Here is a 24875-nt window from a genome sequence, read left to right as displayed (position 1 = left end):
GTGGTTGGCATGGCCGACCCTTCCAGTTACCGTCCCGAGCCGGGGCAGATTCCCGACACCCCGGGGGTCTACAGATTCCGCGACGAGCACCGCCGGGTGATCTACGTCGGGAAGGCCAAGAGCCTGCGCCAGCGCCTGGCCAGCTACTTCCAGGACATCGCCGGGCTGCACCCCCGTACCGCCACCATGGTGACCACGGCCGCCTCCGTGGAGTGGACCGTGGTGTCCACCGAGGTCGAGGCGCTCCAGCTGGAGTACTCCTGGATCAAGGAGTTCGACCCCCGGTTCAACGTCAAGTACCGGGACGACAAGAGTTATCCCTCCCTCGCCGTGACGATGAACGAGGAGTATCCGCGGGTCCAGGTCATGCGCGGGCCCAAGAAGAAGGGCGTGCGCTACTTCGGTCCGTACGGGCACGCCTGGGCGATCCGCGAGACCGTCGACCTGATGCTCCGGGTCTTCCCCGTGCGCACCTGCTCCGCCGGCGTCTTCAAGCGGTCGACGCAGATCGGCCGGCCCTGCCTGCTGGGCTACATCGGCAAGTGCTCCGCGCCGTGCGTCGGCCGGGTCACCCCCGAAGAGCACCGCGAACTTGCCGAGGACTTCTGCGACTTCATGGCCGGGCGGACCGGCACCTACCTCTCCCGCCTGGAGCGGGAGATGCACGACGCGGCCGAGGAGATGGAGTACGAGAAGGCCGCCCGGCTGCGCGACGACATCGGGGCGCTGCGCCGGGCCATGGAGAAGAACGCCGTGGTGCTCGCCGACGCCACGGACGCCGACCTGATCGCGGTCGCCGAGGACGAGCTCGAAGCCGCCGTGCAGATCTTCCACGTGCGCGGCGGCCGGGTGCGCGGCCAGCGCGGCTGGGTGACCGACAAGGTCGAGGCCGTCGACACGGCCGGGCTCGTCGAGCACGCCCTCCAGCAGCTGTACGGCGAGGAGAAGGGCGAGGCCGTCCCCAAGGAGGTGCTCGTCCCGGCGCTCCCCGAGGACACGCCGGCGCTCAGCCAGTGGCTCGCCGACCGGCGGGGGTCCCAGGTCAGCCTGCGGATACCGCAGCGCGGCGACAAGAAAGCCCTCATGGAGACCGTCCACCGCAACGCGCAGCAGTCCCTCGCCCTGCACAAGACCAAACGCGCCAGCGACCTCACCACCCGCTCCCGGGCCCTGGAGGAGATCGCCGAGGCCCTGGAGCTGGACGGCGCGCCCCTGCGCATCGAGTGCTTCGACATCTCCCACCTGCAGGGCGACGACGTGGTGGCCTCCATGGTCGTCTTCGAGGACGGGCTGGCCCGCAAGAGCGAGTACCGGCGCTTCCAGATCAAGTCGTTCGAGGGGCAGGACGACGTCCGCTCCATGCACGAGGTGGTCTCCCGGCGTTTTCGCCGCTACCTCCAGGAGAAGCAGAAGACCGGGGAGTGGGAGGGACAGGAGGGCCCGGTCAACGACGGCGAGGCCGCCGGGGCCGCCGGGGCCCTGGGGGCCGCCGAGGACGACGGGCGGCCCCGGCGCTTCGCGTACCCGCCCCAGCTCGTCGTGGTCGACGGCGGACAGCCGCAGGTCGCCGCCGCCAAGCGGGCCCTGGAGGAGCTCGGCGTCGACGATGTCGCGGTGTGCGGCCTGGCCAAGCGCCTGGAGGAGGTCTGGCTGCCCGGCGAGGACGACCCGGTCGTGCTGCCCCGCACCAGCGAGGGCCTCTACCTGCTCCAGCGGGTGCGTGACGAGGCTCACCGCTTCGCCATCCGCTACCAGCGCAACAAGCGCGGGAAGCGCCTGAAGTCCGGGCCGCTGGACGAGGTCGCCGGGCTCGGCGAGAGCCGCAAGCTGGCCCTGATCAAGCACTTCGGTTCGGTGAAGAAGCTGAGACAGGCGACAATCGAGCAGATCTGCGAGGTCCCCGGCATAGGCCGCAAGACGGCCGAGACGGTGGCCGCGGCCCTCGCCCTGGCGGTCCCGGCCGGCCCTGCCGTCAACACGGCCACAGGGGAGATCATTGAGGATGAGGCCCCCGCCCCGCAGGTGGGGGCGCCTCCCGGCGGTAGCCGGGAGTCATCGTCCGAACGGGGGACCGAGCAATGACCGAGCACGAGACCACGCACGACCGAGACGGAGCACAGGTGAGTACGGGCACGACAGTGGAGCCCGGCGAGACCGCCGAGGCGGCCATCCCCGAGCTGGTGATCATCTCCGGCATGTCCGGGGCCGGCCGCAGCACGGCGGCCAAGTGTCTGGAGGACCTCGGCTGGTTCGTCGTCGACAACCTCCCGCCGGCGCTGATCCCCACGATGGTGGAGCTCGGCGCCCGCTCCCAGGGCAACGTGGCGCGCATCGCCGTCGTCGTCGACGTCCGGGGCCGCCAGTTCTTCGACGCCCTGCGCGAGTCCCTCGCCGACCTCGACAGCCGCGGCGTCACCCGGCGCATCGTCTTCCTGGAGTCCTCCGACGACGCCCTGGTGCGCCGCTTCGAGTCGGTCCGCCGCCCGCACCCGCTCCAGGGCGACGGCCGCATCACCGACGGCATCGCCGCCGAGCGCGACCTGCTGCGCGAGCTGCGCGGCGACGCCGACCTGGTGATCGACACCTCCAGCCTGAACGTGCACGAGCTGCGCGCCAAGATGGACGCCCAGTTCGCCGGGGACGAGGAGCCCGAGCTGCGGGCCACCGTCATGTCGTTCGGCTACAAGTACGGCCTCCCGGTCGACGCCGACCTCGTCGTCGACTGCCGCTTCATCCCGAACCCGCACTGGGTGCCGGAGCTGCGCCCCTTCACCGGGCTCAACGAGGAGGTGTCGGGCTACGTCTTCAGCCAGCCCGGCGCCAAGGAGTTCCTCGACCGCTACACCGAGCTGCTCCAGCTCATCGCCACCGGCTACCGCCGCGAGGGCAAGCGGTACGTGACCATCGCGGTCGGGTGCACGGGCGGCAAGCACCGCAGCGTCGCCATGTCCGAGAAGCTCGCCGCCCGCCTCGCCTCCGAGGGAGTCGAGACCGTCGTAGTCCACCGGGACATGGGGCGCGAGTGACCGCACGGACCCCGCGGCTGAGCCGCCTGCGCCGTCTGACCCCCGGACGGGGCGAGGACGGCGCGGGCCGCTCCCGCCGCCGGCGCGGCGCCACGCCCAAGGTCGTCGCCCTCGGCGGCGGCCAGGGCCTGTCGGCCTCCCTCGCCGCGCTGCGCAGGATCACCGGTGACCTCACCGCCGTGGTCACCGTCGCCGACGACGGCGGCTCCAGCGGCCGGCTCCGCGAGGAGCTCGGCGTGCTGCCGCCCGGCGACCTGCGCAAGGCGCTGGCCGCGCTGTGCGGTGACGACGACTGGGGCCAGACCTGGGCCCGCGTCATCCAGCACCGCTTCCAGTCGGAGGGCGACCTGCACGGGCACGCGGTCGGCAATCTGCTGATCGTCGCCCTGTGGGAACAGCTCGGCGACCCCGTCCAGGCCCTCGACCTCGTGGGCCGGCTGCTCGGCGCGCAGGGCCGGGTGCTGCCGATGTCGGCGGTGCCGCTGGAGCTCCAGGCCCTGGTCAGGGGCCACGACCCGGCGCGTCCCGAGGACGTGGACACCGTACGGGGGCAGGCCACGGTGGCCCTGACCCCGGGCGAGGTGCTCTCCGTACAGGTGGTGCCGAGCGACCCGCCGGCCGTGCCGCAGGCCGTCGCGGCCGTCCTGGACGCCGACTGGGTGGTGCTCGGCCCGGGGTCCTGGTTCTCCTCCGTCATTCCGCACCTCCTGGTGCCGGAACTGCTCGACGCGCTGATCGAGACGAAGGCCCGGCGGGTCCTCTCGCTGAACCTCGCGCCGCAGCCCGGAGAAACAGAGGGCTTCTCTCCGCAGCGTCATTTGGAGGTTTTGGCCCGACACGCCCCTAAACTCGCCCTGGACGTGGTGCTGGCCGACGAGGCTGCCGTGCCCGACCGCGAGTCCCTCGCCGATGCCGCGAAACGGTTCGGTGCCGCGGTCGAGCTGGCGCCCGTGGCCAGGCAGGACGGCTCCCCGAAGCACGACCCGGAGCTGCTGGCCGCCGCGTACGACCGTATTTTTCGGATGCATGGAAGGATCGGCCCATGGCGATGACGCCTGCGGTGAAGGATGAGATCTCCCGCCTGCCCGTCACCCGGACCTGCTGCAGGAAAGCGGAAGTCTCGGCGATTCTTCGGTTCGCGGGCGGGTTGCACCTGGTGAGCGGACGGATCGTCATCGAGGCGGAGCTGGACACGGGCATCGCCGCCCGGCGCCTGCGCAAGGACATCCTGGAGATCTTCGGCCACTCCTCGGACCTGGTGGTGATGGCTCCGGGCGGACTGCGCCGCGGCAGCCGCTACGTGGTCCGCGTCGTGGCCGGCGGTGACCAGCTAGCCCGCCAGACGGGCCTCGTGGACGGCCGCGGACGCCCGATCCGCGGCCTTCCGCCGCAGGTGGTCTCCGGGGCCACCTGCGATGCCGAAGCGGCGTGGCGCGGCGCCTTCCTGGCCCACGGCTCGCTCACCGAGCCGGGCCGGTCCTCCTCCCTGGAGGTCACCTGCCCGGGCCCGGAAGCCGCCCTGGCCCTGGTGGGCGCCGCCCGCAGGCTCTCCATCGCCGCCAAGGCGCGCGAGGTGCGCGGAGTGGACCGGGTGGTGGTCCGCGACGGCGACGCGATCGGCGCCCTGCTGACCCGGCTCGGCGCGCACGAGTCGGTGCTGGCCTGGGAGGAGCGGCGGATGCGGCGCGAGGTGCGCGCCACCGCCAACCGTCTCGCCAACTTCGACGACGCCAACCTGCGCCGCTCGGCGCGGGCCGCGGTGGCCGCCGGAGCGCGGGTCCAGCGCGCGCTGGAGATCCTCGGCGAGGAGGTCCCCGAGCACCTCGCCGCGGCCGGCCGGCTGCGCATGGAGCACAAGCAGGCCTCCCTGGAGGAGCTGGGCGCGCTCGCCGACCCGCCGCTGACCAAGGACGCGGTCGCCGGCCGGATCCGCCGCCTGCTGGCGATGGCCGACAAGCGGGCCCAGGACCTGGGCGTCCCGGGCACCGAGTCGAACCTGGACCTCAGCGAGGACATGGCCGACAACATGGTGGGCTGACCGGTCCGCGTACGTACGAAAGGGGCTCGCGCGATCACTCGTGCGGGCCCCCTTTCGGTAGGCCCCATTGACATGAGCACGGGCCGGTCTTGAGGCTGGCGTCCAACGCTTTCGTGGCTGACGACGCCCAGGGGGGCACATGAGGCACCGCGCGAGAACGATCCTCGCCGCAAGCGCACTCGTCTTCGGTTCCACACTCGCCGCGCTACCCGCGGCGGCCCAGGCCCAGCCCGGCTCCGCCGCGGCCGGCGCCGACGAGGTCCGGGTCTACGACGCCGACATCACCCGGGAACAGGTCCCGCTCGTCCTCGCCGCCGGCCAGGACGCCCACGAACTCACCGAGCGCGCCCCGGAGAGCGGGACCGCCCGGGTCGAGCTCTTCCTCACCGAGGCCCAGGCCAAGGAACTCGGCGCCCAGGGCGTCAAGGTCGCCGAGCGCAGGATCCCGGCCCAGGGGCTGGCCCGGGCCGAGGCCGCCGGTGACGGCGTGTTCCGCCCGTACAGCGGCAAGGGCGGCCTCCAGGAGGAGATCCTGCGGACCGCCCAGGAGAACCCGGGGCTCACCAAGGTCGTCTCCATCGGCAAGACCGTCCAGGGCAAGGACATCCTCGCCCTCAAGGTCTCCAAGAACGCCAAGAAGACCAAGGACGGGGCCAAACCGTCGGTCCTCTACATGTCCAACCAGCACGCCCGCGAGTGGATCACCCCCGAGATGACCCGGCGGCTGATGCACCACACGCTCGACAACTACGGCAAGGACCAGCGGATCACCCGCCTGGTGGACTCCAGCGAGCTGTGGTTCCTCCTCTCCGCCAACCCCGACGGCTACGACTACACCCACGCCCCCGACGGCGAGCGGCTGTGGCGCAAGAACCTGCGCGACAACAACGGCGACGGCAGGACCACCCCCGGCGACGGGGTCGACCTGAACCGCAACTTCGCCTTCAAGTGGGGCTACGACAACGAGGGGTCCTCGCCGAACCAGGCCAGCGAGACCTACCGCGGCCCGAGCGCCTCCTCCGAGCCCGAGACCGTCGCCCTGGACGCCTTCGAGAAGCGCATCGGCTTCGAGTACGCCGTCAACTACCACTCCGCGGCCGAGCTGATCCTCTACGGCGTGGGCTGGCAGGTGGCCACCCCCACCCCCGACGACGTCGCCTACAAGGCGCTCGCCGGCACCCCGGAGAACCCTGCCGTCCCGGGCTACTACCCGCAGGTCTCCTCCGAGCTCTACACCACCAACGGCGAGGCCGACGGCCACGCCTCCAACGTCAACGGCGTCATGATGTTCACGCCGGAGATGACCACCTGCCAGACGGCTTCCGCCATCGACCCGAACGACGCGTGGCGGCCGGAGGACTGCGCCTCCGGCTTCAACTTCCCGGACGACGAGAAGCTCATCCAGGCGGAGTTCGCCAAGAACGTGCCCTTCGCCCTCTCGGTCGGTGAGAGCGCCGCGCACCCGGACCGCCCGTCGTCCTCCGTGGGTCTGAGCGCCGCGGACTTCACCCTGGACCCCTTCACCACCTCCTACGCGGCCCGCGGCGAGGACCAGACGGTCTCCGTCACGGCCCGCAAGGCGCTGAAGGACAAGGAGCTCCACTTCAGGATCAACGGCGGCCGCACGCACGACGAGGACCTCGAAGCCTGGGAGGGCGGCGAGGTCTACGGCGGCGACGACAACAACTGGTTCGACGAGTACCGCGCCGAGGTCGACGGCGCCAAGCCCGGGGACAAGGTCGAGGCGTGGTTCACCGGCCGCGGCCGCTCCGGCGAGCGGGTCTCCAGCGAGCACTTCACGTACACGGTCGCCGAGCGGCCGCGCGCGGACGTCCTGGTGATCGCCGAGGAGGGGGCCAAGGCCCAGCACGCCCAGGCGTACGTCGACGCCCTGCGCGCCAACGGCAGGTCCGCGGCGGTCTGGGACGTCGCCGTCCAGGGCGCCCCTCACCACCTCGGGGTGCTCTCCCACTTCGGTACGGCCGTCCACTACACCGGGGCCAAGACCCCCGGCGGCGACACGCAGCTCGCGGTGCGCGACTTCCTCAACGAGGGCGGCAAGCTGATCGAGGCCGGTGAGCTGGCGGGCGGCAACGCCCAGGTCGGCCGCGCCGTGACCAACGACTTCAGCCAGTACTGGCTCGGCGCGTACGGCCGGGCGAGCACCCCCGGCGCCACCGGCTTCACCGGCGCCGGCGCCCTGAACGGGGCCGACGGGAGCCTCGCCGACGCGGCGGGCAACCCGCTGAACGCCCCAGGCGCCTACACCGTCACCTCCGACACCCTGGCGCCCGCGCAGTTCCCGCAGTTCAAGAGCGCCCCCGCGGGCCGGTTCACCGGGGTCGTCAACCCCTACGCCCCCTTCGCCGGCACGCAGATGGCCTCCGCGCTGCACGCCGACAACGACTGGAAGCGCCTCGTGCGCACGATCGACCTGACGGGCGTCTCCGCAGCCGACGCGCCGAAGCTGAAGCTCGCGCTCAACTGGAACACCGAGGAGGGCTACGACCACGCCGTCCTGGAGGCCCGTACCGCCGGCGGCGACGACTGGACCACCCTGCCCGAGGCGAGCGGCCTCACCAGCTCCGTCGTCCCCGAGGAGTGCGCGGCCGGCTTCTTCATGAACGGCCACCCGTTCCTGCGCCGTTACCTCACCCTGGACTCCGGCGGCTGCAGCCCGCAGGGCACCAGCGGCGCGTGGAACAGCTTCACCGGTTCCTCCGGCGGCTGGAAGCAGGTCGCCTTCGACCTGAGCGCCTACGCGGGCAAGAGCGTCGAGGTCTCGCTCTCCTCCATCACCGACCCGGGCTCGGGCGGGCGCGGCGTCTTCGCGGACGAGGCGCGCCTGTCGGTCGGCGGCGCGGACCAGGCCGTGGAGGGCTTCGAAACCTCCCTCGGCGTCTGGGCCGCGCAGGGCGCACCGGCCGGAAGCCCCGAAGTTCCCGGCGACTGGTCCAGGACGGGAGAGCAGTTCAGGTCCTACTCGGCGGTCACTACGCGTGACACGGTCCTGCTGGGCTTCGGCCTGGAACACCTGCCGGCGGCGGCGGACCGAGCGCTACTCGTCGGTAAGTCGCTCCGCGCGCTGAACCGCTGATCAGAGGCCCTTCCGGCGCTCACCCTGAGTGACGGGGGCGAAGGCCCCCGGGGGCCCGTTCCAGCCCGTCCGGTACGGGACCCGGGGGCGTGTCAGGCCCCGACCGATGTCACCCAAAAGCTCACGGAGAGGTAGGGTCGTAAGCGGTCGGGGACATCCCATACAGCTCGCCGGCGCTCTTTACCGGCGCACCAACGAGGAGATCGGTTCGTGACGATCCGCGTAGGCATCAACGGTTTTGGCCGCATTGGCCGTAACTATTTCCGGGCGCTCCTGGAGCAGGGAGCGGACATCGAGATCGTCGGTGTCAACGACCTGACTGACAACGCGACCCTGGTGCACCTTCTCAAGTACGACACCATCCTGGGTCGCCTGAAGCAGAACGTCAGTCACACCGACGACAGCATCACCGTCGGTGGCCAGACCTTCAAGACGTTCGCCGAGCGCGACCCCGCGAACCTCCCCTGGGGTGAGCTGGGCGCCGACATCGTCATCGAGTCGACGGGCATCTTCACCAAGAAGGCCGACGCCGCCAAGCACATCGCCGCCGGCGCGAAGAAGGTCCTCATCTCGGCCCCGGCCAAGGACGAGGACATCACCATCGTGATGGGCGTCAACCAGGACAAGTACGACGCGGCCAACCACCACGTCATCTCCAACGCCTCCTGCACCACCAACTGCGTGGCGCCGATGGCCAAGGTTCTCCTGGAGAACTTCGGCATCGTCAAGGGCATGATGACCACGGTCCACGCGTACACGAACGACCAGCGGATCCTGGACTTCCCGCACTCGGACCTGCGCCGCGCCCGCGCCGCCGCCGAGAACATCATCCCCACCACCACGGGTGCCGCCAAGGCCACCGCCCTGGTCATCCCGGAGCTGGCGGGCAAGCTCGACGGCATCGCGATGCGCGTCCCGGTTCCCACGGGTTCGGTGACCGACCTCGTGATCGAGCTGGAGCGCGAGGTGACCAAGGACGAGGTCAACACCGCCTTCCAGAAGGCGGCCGAGGGCCAGCTGAAGGGCGTCCTGGACTACACCGAGGACGCGATCGTCTCTTCCGACATCGTGAACTGGCCGGCGTCCTGCACCTTCGACTCCTCCCTGACCATGGTCCAGGGCAAGAGCGTTAAGGTCGTCGGCTGGTACGACAACGAGTGGGGCTACTCCAACCGTCTCGTCGACCTGACCGTCTTCGTCGGCGGTCAGCTGTAAGCACGTAGGGCAAGGCACCACGATGTGAGCACAGGGTCCGAGCAGCGCGACGAAGCGCCGCACGGGCCCTGTTGCTTGCCTCGTTCTCCCTTCCTCGCCCTTCGAGTGAAGGTCTCAAAGGAGTAGGAACACATGAAGACGATCGATGAACTGCTCGCCGAAGGCGTCAAGGGCAAGCGGGTCTTCGTCCGCGCGGACCTGAACGTCCCGCTGGCCGAGGGCACCATCACCGACGACGGCCGCATCCGCGCCGTCCAGCCCACGATCGCGAAGCTCGCCGCCGCCGGCGCCCGCGTCATCGTGGCCTCGCACCTGGGACGCCCCAAGGGCACCGGCGTGGAGCCCGCCTTCTCGCTCGCCCCGGCCGCCGCGCGCCTCGGTGAACTGCTCGGCGCGGACGTCGCGTTCGCCACCGACACCGTCGGCGCCTCCGCCAAGGAGACCGTCGCGGCCCTCACCGACGGCCAGGTCGCCGTCATCGAGAACCTGCGCTTCAACGCCGGTGAGACCTCGAAGGACGACGCCGAGCGCGGCGCCTTCGCGGACGAGCTCGCGGAGCTGGCGGACGTCTACGTCGGTGACGGCTTCGGAGCGGTCCACCGCAAGCACGCCTCGGTCTTCGACCTCCCGGCGCGCCTCCCGCACGCCGCCGGCTACCTCATCGCCACCGAGGTCGGCGTCCTGCGGAAGCTGACCGCCGAGGTCGAGCGCCCGTACGTCGTGGTCCTCGGCGGCGCCAAGGTCTCCGACAAGCTGGCCGTCATCGACCAGCTGCTCGGCAAGGCCGACCGCATCCTCATCGGCGGCGGCATGGCCTACACCTTCCTGTACGCCAAGGGCTACGAGGTCGGCATCTCCCTGCTCCAGAAGGACCAGGTGGACGTCGTCAAGGAGTACATGAAGCGCGCCGAGGAGACCGGCGTCGAGCTGGTCCTCCCGGTCGACGTCCTGGTCTCCGAGGAGTTCCCGGACCTCAAGGGCAAGACCCCGGCCACCTTCGAGACCGTGGACGCGGACAAGATCCCCGCGACCAAGGAGGGCCTCGACATCGGTCCCAGGACGCGCGAGCTGTACGCGTCGAAGATCGCCGACGCCAAGACCGTCTTCTGGAACGGCCCGGTCGGCGTCTTCGAGCACCCCGACTACGCCGGCGGTACCAGGGCCATCGCCCAGGGCCTGCTCGACAGCAGCGCCTTCACCGTCGTCGGCGGCGGAGACAGCGCCGCCGCGGTCCGCATTCTCGGCTTCGACGAGAACGCATTCGGCCACATTTCCACCGGTGGCGGCGCCTCCCTCGAATACCTTGAGGGCAAGACGCTCCCCGGCCTCGCCGCCCTGGAGGGCTAGAACCACATGAGTGATCTTGTAAACGGCCGCACCCCGCTGATGGCGGGCAACTGGAAGATGAACCTCAACCACCTCGAGGCCATCGCCCACGTCCAGAAGCTCGCCTTCGCGCTCGCCGACAAGGACTACGACGCCGTCGAGGTCGCGGTCCTGCCGCCCTTCGTCGACCTGCGCTCGGTGCAGACCCTGGTCGACGGCGACAAGCTGAAGATCAAGTACGGTGCCCAGGACCTCTCCGCGCACGACTCCGGCGCCTACACCGGCGAGATCTCCGGCTCGATGCTGGCTAAGCTGAAGTGCACGTACGTGGCCGTCGGCCACAGCGAGCGCCGCCAGTACCACGGCGAGGACGACGAGATCTGCAACGCCAAGGTCAAGGCCGCCCACCGGCACGGGCTCACCCCGATCCTGTGCGTCGGCGAGGGCCTGGACATCCGCAAGGCCGGCCAGCAGGTCCAGTACACGCTGAACCAGCTCGACGGCGGCCTCAAGGACATCCCGGCCGAGCAGGTCGAGTCCATCGTGATCGCGTACGAGCCCGTGTGGGCCATCGGGACCGGCGAGGTCGCCACCCCCGAGGACGCCCAGGAGGTCTGCGGGGCGATCCGCGGCCGTCTCGCGGAGCTGTACTCGCAGGAGGTGGCCGACAAGGTCCGCATCCAGTACGGCGGCTCGGTGAAGTCGGGGAACATCGCTGCGATCATGGCCCAGCCGGACGTCGACGGCGCCCTGATCGGCGGCGCGGCGCTGGACGTGGACGAGTTCGTCAAGATCGTCCGCTTCCGCGACCAGTGAGTATGCGGTAGGGCGGATCCGTCGTACCCTTGCGGGGGCCAGAGGCTGGACTACCAGCCGCTGGCCCCCGCGCACATCCAGCAAAGCCGGTTTGCCTGAGAAAGCCAGAAAGTAGGAATCAGCCGTGATTATGGGGTTCTCGATCGCCCTGATCGTCTTCAGCGCCCTGCTGATGCTGCTCGTGCTGATGCACAAGGGCAAGGGCGGCGGCCTTTCCGACATGTTCGGCGGCGGTATGCAGTCGTCGGTCGGCGGCTCCTCCGTGGCGGAGCGGAACCTGGACCGCATCACCGTGGTCGTCGGTCTGCTGTGGTTCGCGTGCATCGTCGCGCTCGGCCTGGCGATGAAGTCGAGCAGCTGACCGTTCTCGCCATTCCGGCAGTCCGGTCGGCACTGCCCGGCCTATCATGTGGGTCGGCGTCCATGACGTGGAATCAGTAACTCCGCTCACTGGACGTGCGTTGGGCCTTACGTAGACTTGGGCGCTCCGCGGCGGAATTTCCACTCACACTCCGCGGCACCATCACGCAGGGAGTTACGACCGTGGCAAGTGGCAACGCGATCCGTGGTAGCCGGGTCGGAGCGGGGCCGATGGGTGAGGCAGAGCGCGGCGAGTCCGCACCCCGCCTGCGCATCTCCTTCTGGTGCTCGAACGGGCACGAGACGCAGCCGAGCTTCGCCAGCGACGCGCAGGTGCCGGACACATGGGACTGCCCGCGCTGCGGGTTCCCGGCCGGTCAGGACCGGGACAACCCGCCCGCGCCGCCGCGCACCGAACCGTACAAGACGCACCTGGCGTACGTACGCGAACGGCGCTCGGACGCCGACGGCGAGGCGATCCTCGCCGAGGCGCTCGCCAAGCTGCGCGGCGAGATCTGACACCGCCCGACATGTGTGACGTGAGGCCCGGCCCCGCAGGAAGCATCTCCTGCGGGGCCGGGCCTCTTTGTGTGCGTTGCGCCGCTTGTGATCCCTTAAGTTGGAGAACGGCGGGGCACGACAGGACGGAAGAAGTGGGTTGATGTCCGAGATGAATGCGGAGATCCGTACGAAGCTCAACCGGACGCCGGAGTGGCTGGCACTCGGCAAGCACCGGGAGGAGTTCGGGCGGACGCATCTGCGAGAGCTGTTCGAGGAGAATCCGGGCCGCGGCACCGGTTACACCCTGCAGGCGGGCGACCTGCACATCGACTACTCGAAGCACCTCGTGACCGACGAGACGCTGACGCTGCTGCGCGAACTGGCGGCGGCCACGGGCGTGGCCGAGCTGCGCGACGCCATGTTCCGCGGCGAGAAGATCAACACGACCGAGGACCGGGCGGTCCTGCACACCGCCCTGCGCGCCCCGGGGAACGCCGTGATCGAGGTGGACGGCGAGGACGTCGTCCCCGGCGTCCACGCCGTCCTCGACAAGATGGCGGCCTTCTCCGACCGGATCCGGTCGGGGGAGTGGACCGGCTTCACCGGCAAGCCCATCAAGAACGTCGTCAACATCGGCATCGGCGGCTCCGACCTGGGCCCGGCCATGGCGTACGAGGCCCTGCGCGCCTTCACCGACCGCGGCCTGACCGTGCGGTTCGTGTCCAACGTGGACGGCGCGGACCTGCACGAGGCCGTGCGGGACCTCGACGCGGCAGAGACGCTGTTCATCATCGCCTCCAAGACCTTCACCACCATCGAGACCATCACCAACGCCACGTCGGCGCGCGGATGGCTGCTCGCGGCGCTCGGCGGTGACCAGGCGGCCGTGGCACGGCACTTCGTGGCGCTGTCGACCAACGCCGAGAAGGTCACCGACTTCGGCATCGATCCGGCCAACATGTTCGAGTTCTGGGACTGGGTCGGCGGACGCTACTCCTTCGACTCGGCCATCGGGCTCTCCCTGATGATCGCGATCGGCCCGGACGCCTTCCGGGAGCTGCTCGACGGCTTCCACACCATGGACGAGCACTTCCGCACGGCGCCGGCGCACGAGAACGCGCCGCTGCTGCTCGGCCTGTTGGGGATCTGGTACGGCGCCTTCTTCGACGCGCAGGCGCACGCGGTGCTCCCGTACAGCCACTACCTCTCGCGCTTCACCGCGTACTTGCAGCAGCTGGACATGGAGTCCAACGGCAAGTCCGTGGACCGGGACGGCAATCCGGTCGAGTGGCAGACGGGCCCGGTGGTCTGGGGCACGCCCGGCACCAACGGGCAGCACGCCTACTACCAGCTGCTCCACCAGGGGACGAAGCTGATCCCCGCGGACTTCATCGGCTTCGCCCGGCCGGTCGCGGACCTGCCGGCGGCGCCCGCCGCGCAGCACGACCTGCTGATGGCGAACTTCTTCGCGCAGAGCCAGGCGCTGGCCTTCGGCAAGACGCCGCAGGAGGTACGGGCCGAGGGCGTCCCGGAGGCGCTGGTCCCGCACAAGACCTTCCAGGGCAACCACCCCACGACCACCATCCTGGCGGGCGAGCTCACTCCGTCCGTGCTGGGCCAGCTCATCGCCCTCTACGAGCACAAGGTGTTCGTCCAGGGCGCGGTGTGGAACATCGACTCCTTCGACCAGTGGGGCGTGGAGCTCGGCAAGGTGCTCGCCAAGCGGATCGAGCCCGCGCTGACGCAGGGCGCGGACGTGCCGGGGCTCGACGCCTCGACGAAGGCGCTCGTGGCGACGTACCGGCGACTGCGCGGCCGGAGCTGAGCCAGGGGTCGGGTACGCGCAAGGGCCCGCTCTCCCCGGGAGAGCGGGCCCTTCGCGTGGCCGGGTCAGGCAGAGGCCGGGGGGTACATCCCGGTGGGGAGTTTGGCCGCCGCCGCCCGGTCCAGGAGCCACAGGGTGCGGGAGCGGCCGTAGGCCGCCGCGGCCGGGGCCTGGAGGGCGCCCGCGCCGCCGAGGGCGATGGACACCGCTCCCGCCTTGTCCTCGCCCGCCGCCAGCAGCCAGACCTCACGGGCCGCCCGGATCGCCGGGAGGGTCAGGGAGACCCGGGTGGGCGGGGGCTTCGGGGCGCCGTGGACGCCGACCACCGTGCGCTCGGTCTCGCGGACCGCCGGGTGCTCCGGGAAGAGGGAGGCCACGTGCGTGTCCGGGCCGACGCCCAGCATCAGCACGTCGAAGCGGGGGACCGGGCCGTGGTCCTCCGGACCGGCCGCCTTCGCCAGCTCGGCCGCGTAGGCGGCCGCCGCCGCGTCCACGTCGGGCCCGTACGGGCCGTCCGAGGCCGGCATGACGTGGACCCGCGCGGGGTCGACCGGGACGGAGTCCAGGAGGGCCTCGCGGGCCTGGGTGTGGTTGCGCTCGGGGTCGTCGGCGGGGACGTAGCGCTCGTCGCCCCACCACAGGTCCAGGCGGGGCCAGTCGATCGCGTCCCGCGCGGGGGCGGCAGCCAGCGCTGCGAGCAGGCCGTTGCCGTTGCGTCCGCCGGTGAGGACCACGGACGCCGATCCGCGGGCCGTCTGCGCATCCACGATCTTGGTGATGAGCCGGGCCGCGGCGGCCTGCGCCATCAGTTCCTTGTCCCGGTGGACGACGACTTGGGGAGTCGTCATACCCATGTGCTGCCGCCTTCGCTCGGGTGCGGGGCGGGGCCTGCGGGGGGCTGAACCCCCACAGGCCCCGTACTAGTGAGCCGTACTGCTGGCCGTACTGCTGGGCCGTCCTACTGAGCCGCAGCCTTCTTCGCCGGCTTGGCCGCCGGCTTCGGGGCCTCGGCCGGAGCATCGGCCGGGCTTCCGGCCGGGGTGTCGGCCTTGGCCCGGGCCTTGGCCGGAGCCGCGGTCCTGGCCGTCGCAGCGGCCCTCAGCTTCGCCACGCCGAACTTCAGCGAGGCCTCGTACGTGTTGTCCGGGTCCAGCCGCCGCAGTTCCTCGGCCAGGAGCTCGGCCGTTTCGCGGCGCTTGAGCGCCACCGCGCGGTCGGGCTGCCCCGGCATGCACAGCGTGGCCAGCGACCCGTCCGCACGGTCCAGGACGATCGCGCCCTCCGTGGTCTCCATGCGGACGGCGGTGAGGCCCGGACCGCCCGACAGGGTCCGCTCGACGGGGACGCCGAGGCGGTCCGCCAGCCACATGGCCAGCAGCTCGCAGCTCGGGTTGTCGTTCTCGCCCTCGACGGTCGCCGAGAGGACCGACAGGTTCTGCTGGTCCAGCGCGGCCGCCAGCATCGAGCGCCACGGCGTGATGCGGGTCCAGGACAGGTCCGTGTCGCCGGGGGCGTAGGCCGCCGCCCGGTTGCCGAGGGCCGTGACCGGGTCCTCGCACGAGTACGTGTCCGTGATCCGGCGCTGCCCCAGCGCACCCAGCGGGTCGCCCGCCAGGTCCGACGGAGCACCTTCCGGCCACCAGACGACCACCGGGGCGTCCGGCAGCAGCAGGGGGAGAACCACCGACTGGGCGTGGTCGACCAGTTCGCCGTGAAGACGGAGCACGACCGTCTCACCGCTGCCGGAGTCCGCCCCGACGCGGACTTCCGCGTCGAGACGGGCCTCGCGGCGACTGCGCGGCGAACGGCTGACCCGCTTGATGACGACGACGATCCGCGAGGGGTGTTCGTGGGACGCGTCGTTCGCCGACTTGAGCGCGTCGTACGCGTTCTCCTCGTCGGTCACGATCACCAGCGTGAGGACCATGCCGATGGCCGGCGTGCCGATGTCCCGGCGCGCCTGCACCATCGCGGCATTGATCTTGCTGGAGTTGGTCTCCGTCAGGTCGATCTTCATGGCCGGCGCCAGCTCCGTCCGTCTCGTGCGAGCATCTCGTCCGCCTCGACCGGCCCCCAGGTGCCCGCCGGGTACTGCGCGGGCTTGCCGTGCTTGTCCCAGTACTCCTCGATCGGGTCGAGGATGTTCCAGGACAGTTCGACTTCCTGGTGGCGCGGGAAGAGGTTCGCGTCGCCGAGGAGCACGTCGAGGATGAGCCGCTCGTACGCCTCGGGGCTCGACTCCGTGAAGGACTCGCCGTACGCGAAGTCCATCGTGACGTCCCGGACCTCCATGGAGGTGCCCGGAACCTTGGAGCCGAAGCGGACCGTCACGCCCTCGTCCGGCTGGACCCGGATGACCAGGGCGTTCTGCCCCAGCTCCTCGGTCGCACCCGACTCGAACGGCAGGTACGGGGCCCGCTTGAAGACCACCGCGATCTCCGTCACCCGGCGGCCCAGGCGCTTGCCCGTCCGCAGGTAGAAGGGGACGCCCGCCCAGCGGCGGTTGTTGATCTCCAGGCGGATGGCCGCGTAGGTGTCGGTCTTCGACTTGGGGTCGATGCCGTCCTCTTCGAGGTACCCGACGACCTTCTCGCCACCCTGCCACGCGGCCGCGTACTGGCCGCGCACGGTGTGCTTGCCCAGGTCCTCCGGCAGCTGCACCGCCGTCAGGACCTTCAGCTTCTCGGCCACCAGCGCCTTGGGGTGGAAGGAGCCGGGCTCCTCCATCGCCGTGAGCGCGAGCAGCTGGAGCAGGTGGTTCTGGATGACGTCCCGGGCCGCGCCGATGCCGTCGTAGTAGCCGGCCCGGCCGCCGATGCCGATGTCCTCGGCCATGGTGATCTGCACGTGGTCGACGTACGACCGGTTCCAGATCGGCTCGAACATCGTGTTGGCGAAGCGGAGCGCCAGGATGTTCTGGACGGTCTCCTTGCCGAGGTAGTGGTCGATCCGGAAGACCTCGTCCCGCGGGAAGACCTCGTGGACGACCTTGTTGAGCTCCTCGGCGCTCTTCAGGTCGTGGCCGAAGGGCTTCTCGATGACGGCGCGCCGCCAGGAGCCCTCCTTCTGGGCCAGCCCGTGGTCCTTGAGCTGCTGGACCACCTTGGGGAAGAACTTCGGCGGGACCGACAGGTAGAAGGCGAAGTTGCCGCCCGTGCCCTGCGCCTTGTCGAGCTCGTCGATCGTCGCCTTCAGGGTCTCGAAGGCCGCGTCGTCGTCGAAGTCGCCCTGCACGAACCGGCAGCCCTGCACCAGCTGCTGCCAGACCTCCTCCCGGAACGGCGTGCGCGAGTGCTCCTTGACAGCCTCGTACACCTCCTGGGCGAAGTCCTCGTGCTCCCACTCACGGCGGGCGAAGCCGATCAGCGAGAAGCCCGGCGGGAGCAGGCCGCGGTTGGCCAGGTCGTAGACGGCAGGCATCAGCTTCTTGCGCGACAGGTCACCCGTAACGCCGAAAATGACCAGGCCGGACGGCCCCGCGATGCGCGGGAGCCGCCGGTCCTGTGCGTCACGAAGCGGGTTCGCTCCGTTTACAGACAAGGTGTTCAGGCCTCCGTGGGGGCGAGGCGCTCAAGCTCCGCCTCGGTCGACTTCAGCAGGTCGTTCCAGGACGCCTCGAACTTCTCGACGCCCTCGTCCTCGAGCAGCTGCACCACATCGTCGTACGAGATGCCCAGCTTCGCGACCGCGTCGAGCTCGGCACGCGCCTGCTCGTAGGTGCCGCGCACGGTGTCACCCGTGATCTGCCCGTGGTCGGCGGTGGCCTCCAGGGTGGCCTCCGGCATGGTGTTGACCGTGTTCGGGGCGACCAGGTCGTCCACGTACAGGGTGTCCTTGTACGCCGGGTCCTTGACGCCCGTCGAGGCCCACAGTGCGCGCTGCTTGTTGGCGCCGACGCGCTCCAGGGCGTTCCAGCGGTCCGAGGAGAAGACCTCCTCGTAGGCCTGGTAGGCCAGACGGGCGTTGGCGAGCGCCGCCTTGCCCTTGAGGGACTTGGCCTCGTCGGTGCCGATCGCGTCCAGGCGCTTGTCGATCTCGCTGTCCACGCGGGAGACGAAGAAGGAGGCGACCGAGTGGATCAGGGAGAGGTCCAGGCCGGCGGCCTTGGCCTTCTCCAGACCCGCCACGTACGCGTCCATGACCTCGCGGTAGCGCTCCAGCGAGAAGATCAGCGTGACGTTGACGCTGATGCCCTTGCCGATGACCTCGGTGATCGCCGGCAGGCCGGCCTTGGTCGCCGGGATCTTGATGAGCGTGTTCGGGCGGTCCACCAGCCAGGCGAGCTGCTTGGCCTCGGCGACGGTCGCCGTGGTGTGGTGCGCCAGGCGCGGGTCGACCTCGATCGACACGCGGCCGTCCTGGCCGTCGGTGCGGTCGTAGACCGGGCGCAGGATGTCGGCGGCGTCACGGACGTCCGCCGTCGTGATCATGCGGATGGCCTCTTCCACGGTGACCTTGCGGACGGCGAGGTCGGTGAGCTGCTGCTCGTAGCCGTCACCGCTGCTGATGGCCTTCTGGAAGATCGACGGGTTGGTCGTGACACCGACCACGTGCGACTGGTCGATGAGCTCGGCCAGGTTGCCGGACGTGATGCGCTTGCGGGACAGGTCGTCCAGCCAGATCGCCACGCCCTCGTCGGAGAGGCGCTTGAGTGCGTCTGTCATGGGAATTGCATCTCCTACTGGTGTAGTGCGGGCGTCAGCGCGCGGCGGCGGACAGGGAGGCCTTGGCGGCGGCGGTCACGGCCTCGGCGGTGAAGCCGAACTCGCGGAACAGCACCTTCGCGTCGGCGGAGGCGCCGAAGTGCTCCAGCGACACGATCCGGCCGGCGTCGCCGACGTACCGGTGCCAGGTCAGGCCGATGCCGGCCTCGACCGCGACGCGGGCCTTCACCGAGGAGGGCAGGACGCTGTCCTTGTACTCCTGGTCCTGCTCCTCGAACCACTCGACGCACGGCATCGAGACGACCCGGGTGGGGATGCCCGCGGCCTGGAGCTGCTCGCGGGCCTCGACGGCCAGGTGCACCTCGGAGCCGGTGCCGATGAGGACGACCTGGGCGTCGCCGCCGGTGGCCTCGAACATCACGTAACCGCCCTTGGCGGCGTTCTCGTTGCGCTCGTAGGTCGGCACGCCCTGGCGGGTGAGCGCCAGTCCGTGCGGGGCGCCCTTGCCGAACACCTTGGTGTGGCGCGCCAGGATCTGGCGCCAGGCGATGGCGGTCTCGTTCGCGTCGGCCGGGCGGACCAGGTTCAGGCCCGGGATGGCGCGCAGCGAGGCGAGGTGCTCGACCGGCTGGTGCGTCGGGCCGTCCTCGCCGAGACCGATGGAGTCGTGCGTCCACACGTACGTCACCGGCAGGTGCATCAGCGCGGACAGGCGGACGGCGTTGCGCATGTAGTCGGAGAACACCAGGAAGGTGCCGCCGTAGATGCGGGTGTGGCCGTGCAGGGCGATGCCGTTCATGGCCGCGGCCATGGCGTGCTCGCGGATGCCGAAGTGGATGGTGCGGCCGTACGGGTCGGCCTCCGGCAGCGGGTTGCCCTTCGGCAGGAACGAGGAGGTCTTGTCGATGGTGGTGTTGTTGGAGCCGGCCAGGTCGGCCGAGCCGCCCCACAGCTCCGGGATGACCGCGCCGAGCGCTTCGAGCACCTTGCCGGAGGCGGCGCGGGTGGCGACGCCCTTGCCGGCCTCGAAGACGGGGAGCTGGTCCTGCCAGCCCGCGGGCAGCTCGTTCGCGTTGATGCGGTCGAACTCGGCGGCGCGCTCCGGGTTGGCGGTGCGCCAGGCGGAGAACTCCTTGTCCCACGCGGCCTTCGCCTCGCGGCCGCGGTCGCCGAGGGCGCGGGTGTGCGCGATGACCTCGTCGGAGACCTCGAAGGTCTGCTCCGGGTCGAAGCCGAGGACGCGCTTGGTGGCCGCCACCTCGTCGTCGCCGAGTGCGGAGCCGTGCGAGGCCTCAGTGCCCTGGGCGTGCGGGGCGGGCCAGGCGATGATCGAGCGCATCGCGATGAAGGACGGGCGCTCCGTCTCGGCCTTGGCGGCCTGGAGGGCGGCGAACAGGGCCTTCGGGTCGAGGTCGCCGTTCTCCTGCTGCTCGACGCGCTGGACGTGCCAGCCGTACGCCTCGTAGCGCTTCATGGTGTCCTCGGAGACGGCCGTCTCCGTGTCACCCTCGATGGAGATGTGGTTGTCGTCCCACAGCAGCACCAGGTTGCCGAGCTTCTGGTGGCCGGCCAGCGCGGACGCCTCGTGGGAGATGCCCTCCTGAAGGCAGCCGTCGCCCGCGATCGCGTAGACCATGTGGTCGAACGGGGAGGTGCCGGCAGCGGCCTGCGGGTCGAACAGGCCGCGCTCGTAGCGGGCGGCCATGGCCATGCCCACGGCGTTGGCCACACCCTGGCCGAGCGGGCCGGTGGTGGTCTCCACGCCGGCCGTGTGGCCGTACTCGGGGTGACCGGGGGTCTTGGAGCCCCAGGTGCGGAACGCCTTCAGGTCGTCCAGCGCGAGCCCGAACCCGCCGAGGTACAGCTGGGTGTAGAGGGTCAGGGACGAGTGCCCCGCGGAGAGCACGAAGCGGTCGCGGCCCACCCACTCGGGGTCCGCCGGGTCATGCCGCATCACCTTCTGGAAGAGGGTGTACGCGGCGGGGGCCAGGCTCATCGCCGTACCGGGGTGGCCGTTTCCGACCTTCTGGACCGCGTCAGCGGCCAGGATGCGGGCGGTGTCGACGGCCCGCTGGTCCAGTTCGGTCCACTCGAGCTCTGTGGTGGTCGGCTTGGTGCTCACCGTGGGTCAGGGCTCCTCTCCACATGTATGAATCCCGGTGACGAACGGTGCACCGGGGCGATTCCGAGCCTACCCCCGCAACGGCGTGCAGCTATTCGAGTGCAGGCAGTCCGTCATCGCGGCGCCGACCCGCGTTCACCTCCGCGCGGGTGCCCGCACCGGGGTGTCCCCCGTATGTATGCACGGTCCGATCGGCCCAACACGAAGCGACCCCCGCGCAGGGCCACGTAAGTGCAACGTCTACAGTGGCGTGGTACGCGCAAGCCTTAACCGGGCCTTCATGTTCTGGGCGGTCCGAGTCGGAGCTTGCTGGATTCTCTCTCAGGGGTGTGCGTGACGGCCGTCGAATCCCGTCCAGCGGCGGTGCTCGGGACGAGCCCCGGTCACCGGCCGTTCGGGGCCCGCGTCATGGCTTTCGTGGCATTGACCAAGCCGCGGATCATCGAACTTCTGCTGATCACCACAGTGCCGGTGATGTTCCTTGCCGAGCAGGGCGTTCCGTCGCTGTGGCTGGTCCTCGTGACCTGCTTCGGCGGCTACTTGTCCGCGGGCGGCGCCAACGCGCTGAACATGTACATCGACCGCGACATCGACGCGCTCATGGACCGCACCTCGCAGCGGCCCCTGGTGACCGGCATGGTCAGCCCCCGGGAGTGCCTGGCCTTCGGCCTCACTCTCGCGGTGGTCTCCACCGTGTTCTTCGGCCTGCTGGTCAACTGGCTGTCGGCGGCGCTCTCGCTCGGCGCGCTCCTCTTCTACGTCGTGGTCTACACGATGCTGCTGAAGCGGCGCACCGCGCAGAACATCGTCTGGGGCGGCATCGCGGGCTGCATGCCGGTGCTCATCGGCTGGTCGGCGGTCACGAACGAGGTCTCCTGGGCCGCGGTCATCCTCTTCCTCGTCATCTTCTTCTGGACGCCGCCGCACTACTGGCCGCTGTCGATGAAGGTGAAGGACGACTACGCGCGCGCCGGCGTCCCGATGCTCCCGGTCGTGGCCGGGAACAGGGTCGTGGCGCGCCAGATCGTCCTCTACAGCTGGGTGATGGTGGCGGTCTCGCTGCTGCTCACCCCGATGGGCTACACCGGCTGGTTCTACACCGCGGTGGCGCTGGTGGCGGGCGGCTGGTGGCTATGGGAGGCGCACACCCTGCACGCACGGGCCAAGGCCGGCGTGACCGGTCCGAAGCTCAAGGAGATGCGACTGTTCCACTGGTCCATCACCTATGTGTCGCTGCTCTTCGTGGCGGTGGCCGTGGATCCCTTCCTCCGCTGATTACTCACCGGTAGCATGCCTTCCATGGCAGACACCGCAGAGACCGCAGACGCAGCGAACGCCGCAGGCGCCTCGGACAAGAAGCAGGACCGTACGGCTGCGAAGCTGGCCAGGCAGATCGGCGCGTTCGCCAAGCAGCACGGCGGCGCCGAGGGCCAGCTCGCCCACATCGGCCAGGCCGGCACCCGGATCGTGCTCGTGGGCACGGACGGCGGCTGGGGCGACCTGGTGGCCCCCACCTTCGCCGTGGCGCAGCTGGCCGCAGAGAAGGCCGGGCTGACCCTCCACGAGGAGTTCGACGGAGAGTTCGCCGCGCGCGTGAAGACGGGCCCGTACGAGTGGACGCGGATGGCGGGCATCCAGCTCGGCGGACCCTCGAACACGGCGGCCTGACCCTCCTGGTGGGGTCTCGGTCAACAGCCCGAGCAACACCTCACACCCCGCTCACCCGTTAGGACGTGTGGAAGCGCCTTCCCCACGTCCGCAACGGGATGCCCGGATGATCGAAACGCCGCCCCTGGTGGACCAGTACTGCAACGGATTCCTCCGTACGGAGCTGGGCCTGGGCACCTTCGAGGCCCAGCTGATCCGCTCGGCCGGCCCGCCCGCCGCGGGCACCACCTTCTTCGACACCCAGAGCGGCTTCGCCGTGCGCCGCTGGTGCCCGCCGCTGCTCGGGCTGGAGCCGCACGCCACGCCCGCCCGCTATCTGGCCCGCCGCCGGGAGCTGGGCGCGGCGGAGTCCGCCCGGCGGCTGCTCAGGGGCTCCGGGGTCGCCGCCTACGTGCTCGACACCGGCGCGGCCGCGGACCTCAGCGGGCCCAAGGAGCTGGCGCTCGCCGCGGACGCGGAGGCCTTCGAGGCCGTCCGGCTGGAATCCCTGGCCGAGCAGGTCGCCGACACCTCCGGGACGGTGGCCGCCTTCCTCGCCAATCTCGCCGAGGCCGTCCACCACGCCGCCACCGGAGCGGCCGCCTTCACCTGCGCCGCGGCCTTCGACGGCGCCGCCGCGGCCCTGGAGCCCGCGCCGCCCGGTCCCGGCGAGGTGCGCGGGGCGGCGGGGCGGTGGCTGGCCCGGCGGCCCCGGGGCGGAGCCGTACGGGACCCCGTACTCCTGCGGCACCTGCTGTGGAGCGCGGTGGCGACCGGGCTGCCGCTCCAGCTGCACACGGGCGCGGCCGACCCGGCCCCGCTGACGGAGTTCGTACGGGCGACCGCGCGCCACGGCGTACGGCTGGTCCTGCTCGGCGGATACCCGTACCACCGGCACACGGCGCAGCTCGCCGCGGCCTTCCCGCACGTCCACGCCGACGTCGGCGCGGCCCTCGGGCAGACCGGGGCCCGGGCCGCGGCGGTGCTGGGCGAGCTGATGGAGCTCGCACCGTTCGGGAAGCTGCTGTTCTCCAGCGGGGGGCGGCACCTGCCCGAACTGCACGCGGTGGGCGCCCTGGTGTTCCGCGAGGCGCTGGGCCGGGTGCTGTGCGGCTGGGTCGGCGAGGGTTCCTGGTCCTGGCGGGACGCGGAACGGGTCGCCGCGATGGTCGCGGCGGGCAACGCCCGCCGCGTCTACCGGCTCGACGCCCCCTGAGGAGTGTCCCCGCGGCTCAGACCGTGGAGAGCTGCGGGTCGCCCTGGGCCGGGACCTGCGCCTGCCCGGCCGGCCGCTCGCGCAGGCTCAGCGTGACCCGCAGCACGCAGATCCACACCAGGCACGAGCCCAGCATGTGGGCGGCGACGAGGACCTCGGGCACCTGGGTGAAGAACTGCACGTAGCCGATCCCGCCCTGGGCGAGCAGCACGATCAGCAGGTCGCGGGCGCGGGCCCGGGTGTCGGTGGGGGCGTCGACCACGCGCAGCACCAGCCACATCGCGACGGCCAGCGCGCACACCAGCCAGGCGGCGACGGCGTGCACGTGGGCGGTGGTCGTCCAGTCGAACGGCATCCGCGCGATCTCGCTGCTGTCGCCTGCGTGCGGTCCTGAGCCGGTGACCACGGTGCCCGCCGCGACCAGCACGAGGGTGGTGGCGATCAGCGCCCACGACAGCTTACGGACCGGGCCCGGCACGCGGGGGCGGGGAGCGGTGTCGCCCTCGCCGGTGCGCTGCCAGCTGACGGTCGTCACGGCGATCAGCGCGGTGGCGAGCAGGAAGTGCCCCGCCACGCTGTACGGGTTGAGACCCGTCATGACGGTGATGCCGCCGAGCACGGCGTTGCCCATCACGATGACGAACTGGAGCCAGCCCAGCTTCGTCAGCGCGCGGCGCCGGGGCTCGGCCGAGCGGGCCGCGAGGATGAACCAGCCGACGGCCGCGCTGAGCACGTACGTCAGCATCCGGTTGCCGAACTCGATGGCGCCGTGGAAGCCCTGGGCCTGCGTCGCGATCAGGCTCTCGTCGGTGCACTTGGGCCAGGTGTCGCAGCCGAGCCCTGATCCGGTCAGCCGCACCGCGCCGCCGGTGACGACGATGGCCACGCTCATGACGAGCGCGGCGAGCGCGGCCCGCCGGACGATCCGGGGTGACGGGGTCCAGCGGCTGGCGATGTAAGCGAGGGGGTTCAACACGGCTCCTATCGTAGGCGGAGCCTTGTGCAAACTTTCACGAGGGGTG

At 70.8% G+C, this 24875-nt stretch carries 20 protein-coding genes; 14 read left to right on the top strand and 6 right to left on the bottom strand.

The genetic code is table 11. The features are described from left to right. Positions 1–9 precede the first annotated feature (9 nt). From uvrC to pgi, 11 genes are all read left to right on the top strand, one after another. Positions 10–2082: an excinuclease ABC subunit UvrC gene (gene uvrC / locus AC07DU_RS17995; protein ID WP_479032908.1), complete on the top strand. Its 2073-nt coding sequence runs from the start codon at positions 10–12 to the stop codon at positions 2080–2082. After that, positions 2079–3026 (top strand): RNase adapter RapZ, encoded by a 948-nt coding sequence (gene rapZ, locus AC07DU_RS17990; protein ID WP_030707027.1) that lies wholly within the window; start codon positions 2079–2081, stop codon positions 3024–3026. Before uvrC ends, rapZ begins: the two co-directional genes overlap by 4 nt. Further along, positions 3023–4078 (top strand): gluconeogenesis factor YvcK family protein, encoded by a 1056-nt coding sequence (locus tag AC07DU_RS17985; protein ID WP_360890307.1) that lies wholly within the window; start codon positions 3023–3025, stop codon positions 4076–4078. Before rapZ ends, AC07DU_RS17985 begins: the two co-directional genes overlap by 4 nt. Then, positions 4069–5064 carry a DNA-binding protein WhiA gene (whiA, locus tag AC07DU_RS17980; RefSeq protein ID WP_360890304.1) on the top strand — a complete coding sequence of 332 codons (996 nt, stop codon included), beginning with the start codon at positions 4069–4071 and terminating at the stop codon, positions 5062–5064. The genes AC07DU_RS17985 and whiA overlap by 10 nt, the downstream gene beginning before the upstream one ends. 139 nt (positions 5065–5203) lie before the next feature. Next, a complete protein-coding gene (locus AC07DU_RS17975; RefSeq protein ID WP_479112242.1) occupies positions 5204–8161 on the top strand; it encodes a M14 family metallopeptidase in 2958 nt (985 codons plus the stop codon). 210 nt (positions 8162–8371) lie between these two features. Further along, complete coding sequence (gene gap, locus AC07DU_RS17970) at positions 8372–9376, top strand: type I glyceraldehyde-3-phosphate dehydrogenase (RefSeq protein WP_360890298.1); 1005 nt, start codon at positions 8372–8374, stop codon at positions 9374–9376. 132 nt (positions 9377–9508) lie between these two features. Beyond that, a complete protein-coding gene (locus AC07DU_RS17965) occupies positions 9509–10723 on the top strand; it encodes a phosphoglycerate kinase (RefSeq protein WP_360890296.1) in 1215 nt (404 codons plus the stop codon). A gap of 6 nt (positions 10724–10729) precedes the next feature. Next, positions 10730–11518 (top strand): triose-phosphate isomerase, encoded by a 789-nt coding sequence (gene tpiA / locus AC07DU_RS17960; protein WP_360890293.1) that lies wholly within the window; start codon positions 10730–10732, stop codon positions 11516–11518. Between the two features lie 130 nt (positions 11519–11648). Then, positions 11649–11879, top strand: a complete 231-nt coding sequence (gene secG, locus AC07DU_RS17955) for a preprotein translocase subunit SecG (RefSeq protein ID WP_360890673.1) — start codon at positions 11649–11651, stop codon at positions 11877–11879. Positions 11880–12061: 182 nt separating this feature from the next. After that, on the top strand, positions 12062–12397 hold the full coding sequence (locus AC07DU_RS17950; RefSeq protein ID WP_010352468.1) for an RNA polymerase-binding protein RbpA: 336 nt from the start codon (positions 12062–12064) through the stop codon (positions 12395–12397). A 151-nt stretch (positions 12398–12548) separates the two neighbouring features. Next, the gene (gene pgi, locus AC07DU_RS17945; RefSeq protein ID WP_360890671.1) at positions 12549–14204 is read left to right on the top strand and encodes a glucose-6-phosphate isomerase; all 1656 of its coding nucleotides are present in this window, start codon (positions 12549–12551) and stop codon (positions 14202–14204) included. Positions 14205–14269: 65 nt separating this feature from the next. Here pgi and pgl read toward each other — a convergent pair whose 3' ends face one another. The 5 genes from pgl to tkt all read right to left on the bottom strand — a co-directional run bounded on the left by pgl (position 14270) and on the right by tkt (position 20990). Further along, positions 14270–15052, bottom strand: a complete 783-nt coding sequence (gene pgl, locus AC07DU_RS17940) for a 6-phosphogluconolactonase (protein ID WP_479032918.1) — start codon at positions 15050–15052, stop codon at positions 14270–14272. Between the two features lie 110 nt (positions 15053–15162). Further along, the gene (gene opcA / locus AC07DU_RS17935) at positions 15163–16221 is read right to left on the bottom strand and encodes a glucose-6-phosphate dehydrogenase assembly protein OpcA (protein WP_479112240.1); all 1059 of its coding nucleotides are present in this window, start codon (positions 16219–16221) and stop codon (positions 15163–15165) included. After that, on the bottom strand, positions 16218–17744 hold the full coding sequence (zwf, locus tag AC07DU_RS17930; RefSeq protein ID WP_030766695.1) for a glucose-6-phosphate dehydrogenase: 1527 nt from the start codon (positions 17742–17744) through the stop codon (positions 16218–16220). Before zwf ends, opcA begins: the two co-directional genes overlap by 4 nt. 5 nt (positions 17745–17749) lie before the next feature. Further along, positions 17750–18868, bottom strand: coding sequence for a transaldolase (gene tal, locus AC07DU_RS17925; protein WP_479112238.1), 1119 nt, complete (start codon positions 18866–18868; stop codon positions 17750–17752). A gap of 34 nt (positions 18869–18902) precedes the next feature. Then, complete coding sequence (gene tkt / locus AC07DU_RS17920; protein WP_479112236.1) at positions 18903–20990, bottom strand: transketolase; 2088 nt, start codon at positions 20988–20990, stop codon at positions 18903–18905. Between the two features lie 327 nt (positions 20991–21317). Between tkt and AC07DU_RS17915 the strand changes: the two genes are divergently transcribed. The 3 genes from AC07DU_RS17915 (at position 21318) to AC07DU_RS17905 (ending at position 23853) form a co-directional block, all read left to right on the top strand. Beyond that, on the top strand, positions 21318–22265 hold the full coding sequence (locus AC07DU_RS17915; protein WP_360890668.1) for a heme o synthase: 948 nt from the start codon (positions 21318–21320) through the stop codon (positions 22263–22265). A 15-nt stretch (positions 22266–22280) separates the two neighbouring features. Next, a complete protein-coding gene (locus AC07DU_RS17910; protein WP_479032930.1) occupies positions 22281–22658 on the top strand; it encodes a hypothetical protein in 378 nt (125 codons plus the stop codon). A 106-nt stretch (positions 22659–22764) separates the two neighbouring features. Further along, a complete protein-coding gene (locus AC07DU_RS17905; protein ID WP_479112234.1) occupies positions 22765–23853 on the top strand; it encodes an amidohydrolase family protein in 1089 nt (362 codons plus the stop codon). Between the two features lie 16 nt (positions 23854–23869). On the opposite strand, the gene AC07DU_RS17900 is transcribed toward AC07DU_RS17905, so the two are convergent. Then, positions 23870–24859, bottom strand: a complete 990-nt coding sequence (locus AC07DU_RS17900; protein ID WP_479112232.1) for a COX15/CtaA family protein — start codon at positions 24857–24859, stop codon at positions 23870–23872. Positions 24860–24875: the final 16 nt, after the last annotated feature.

It is taken from the genome of Streptomyces sp. NPDC045695, assembly GCF_056432025.1.
The sequence above is the reverse complement of the archived record's forward strand: the minus strand, read 5'-3'. Positions and strand labels throughout refer to the sequence as shown.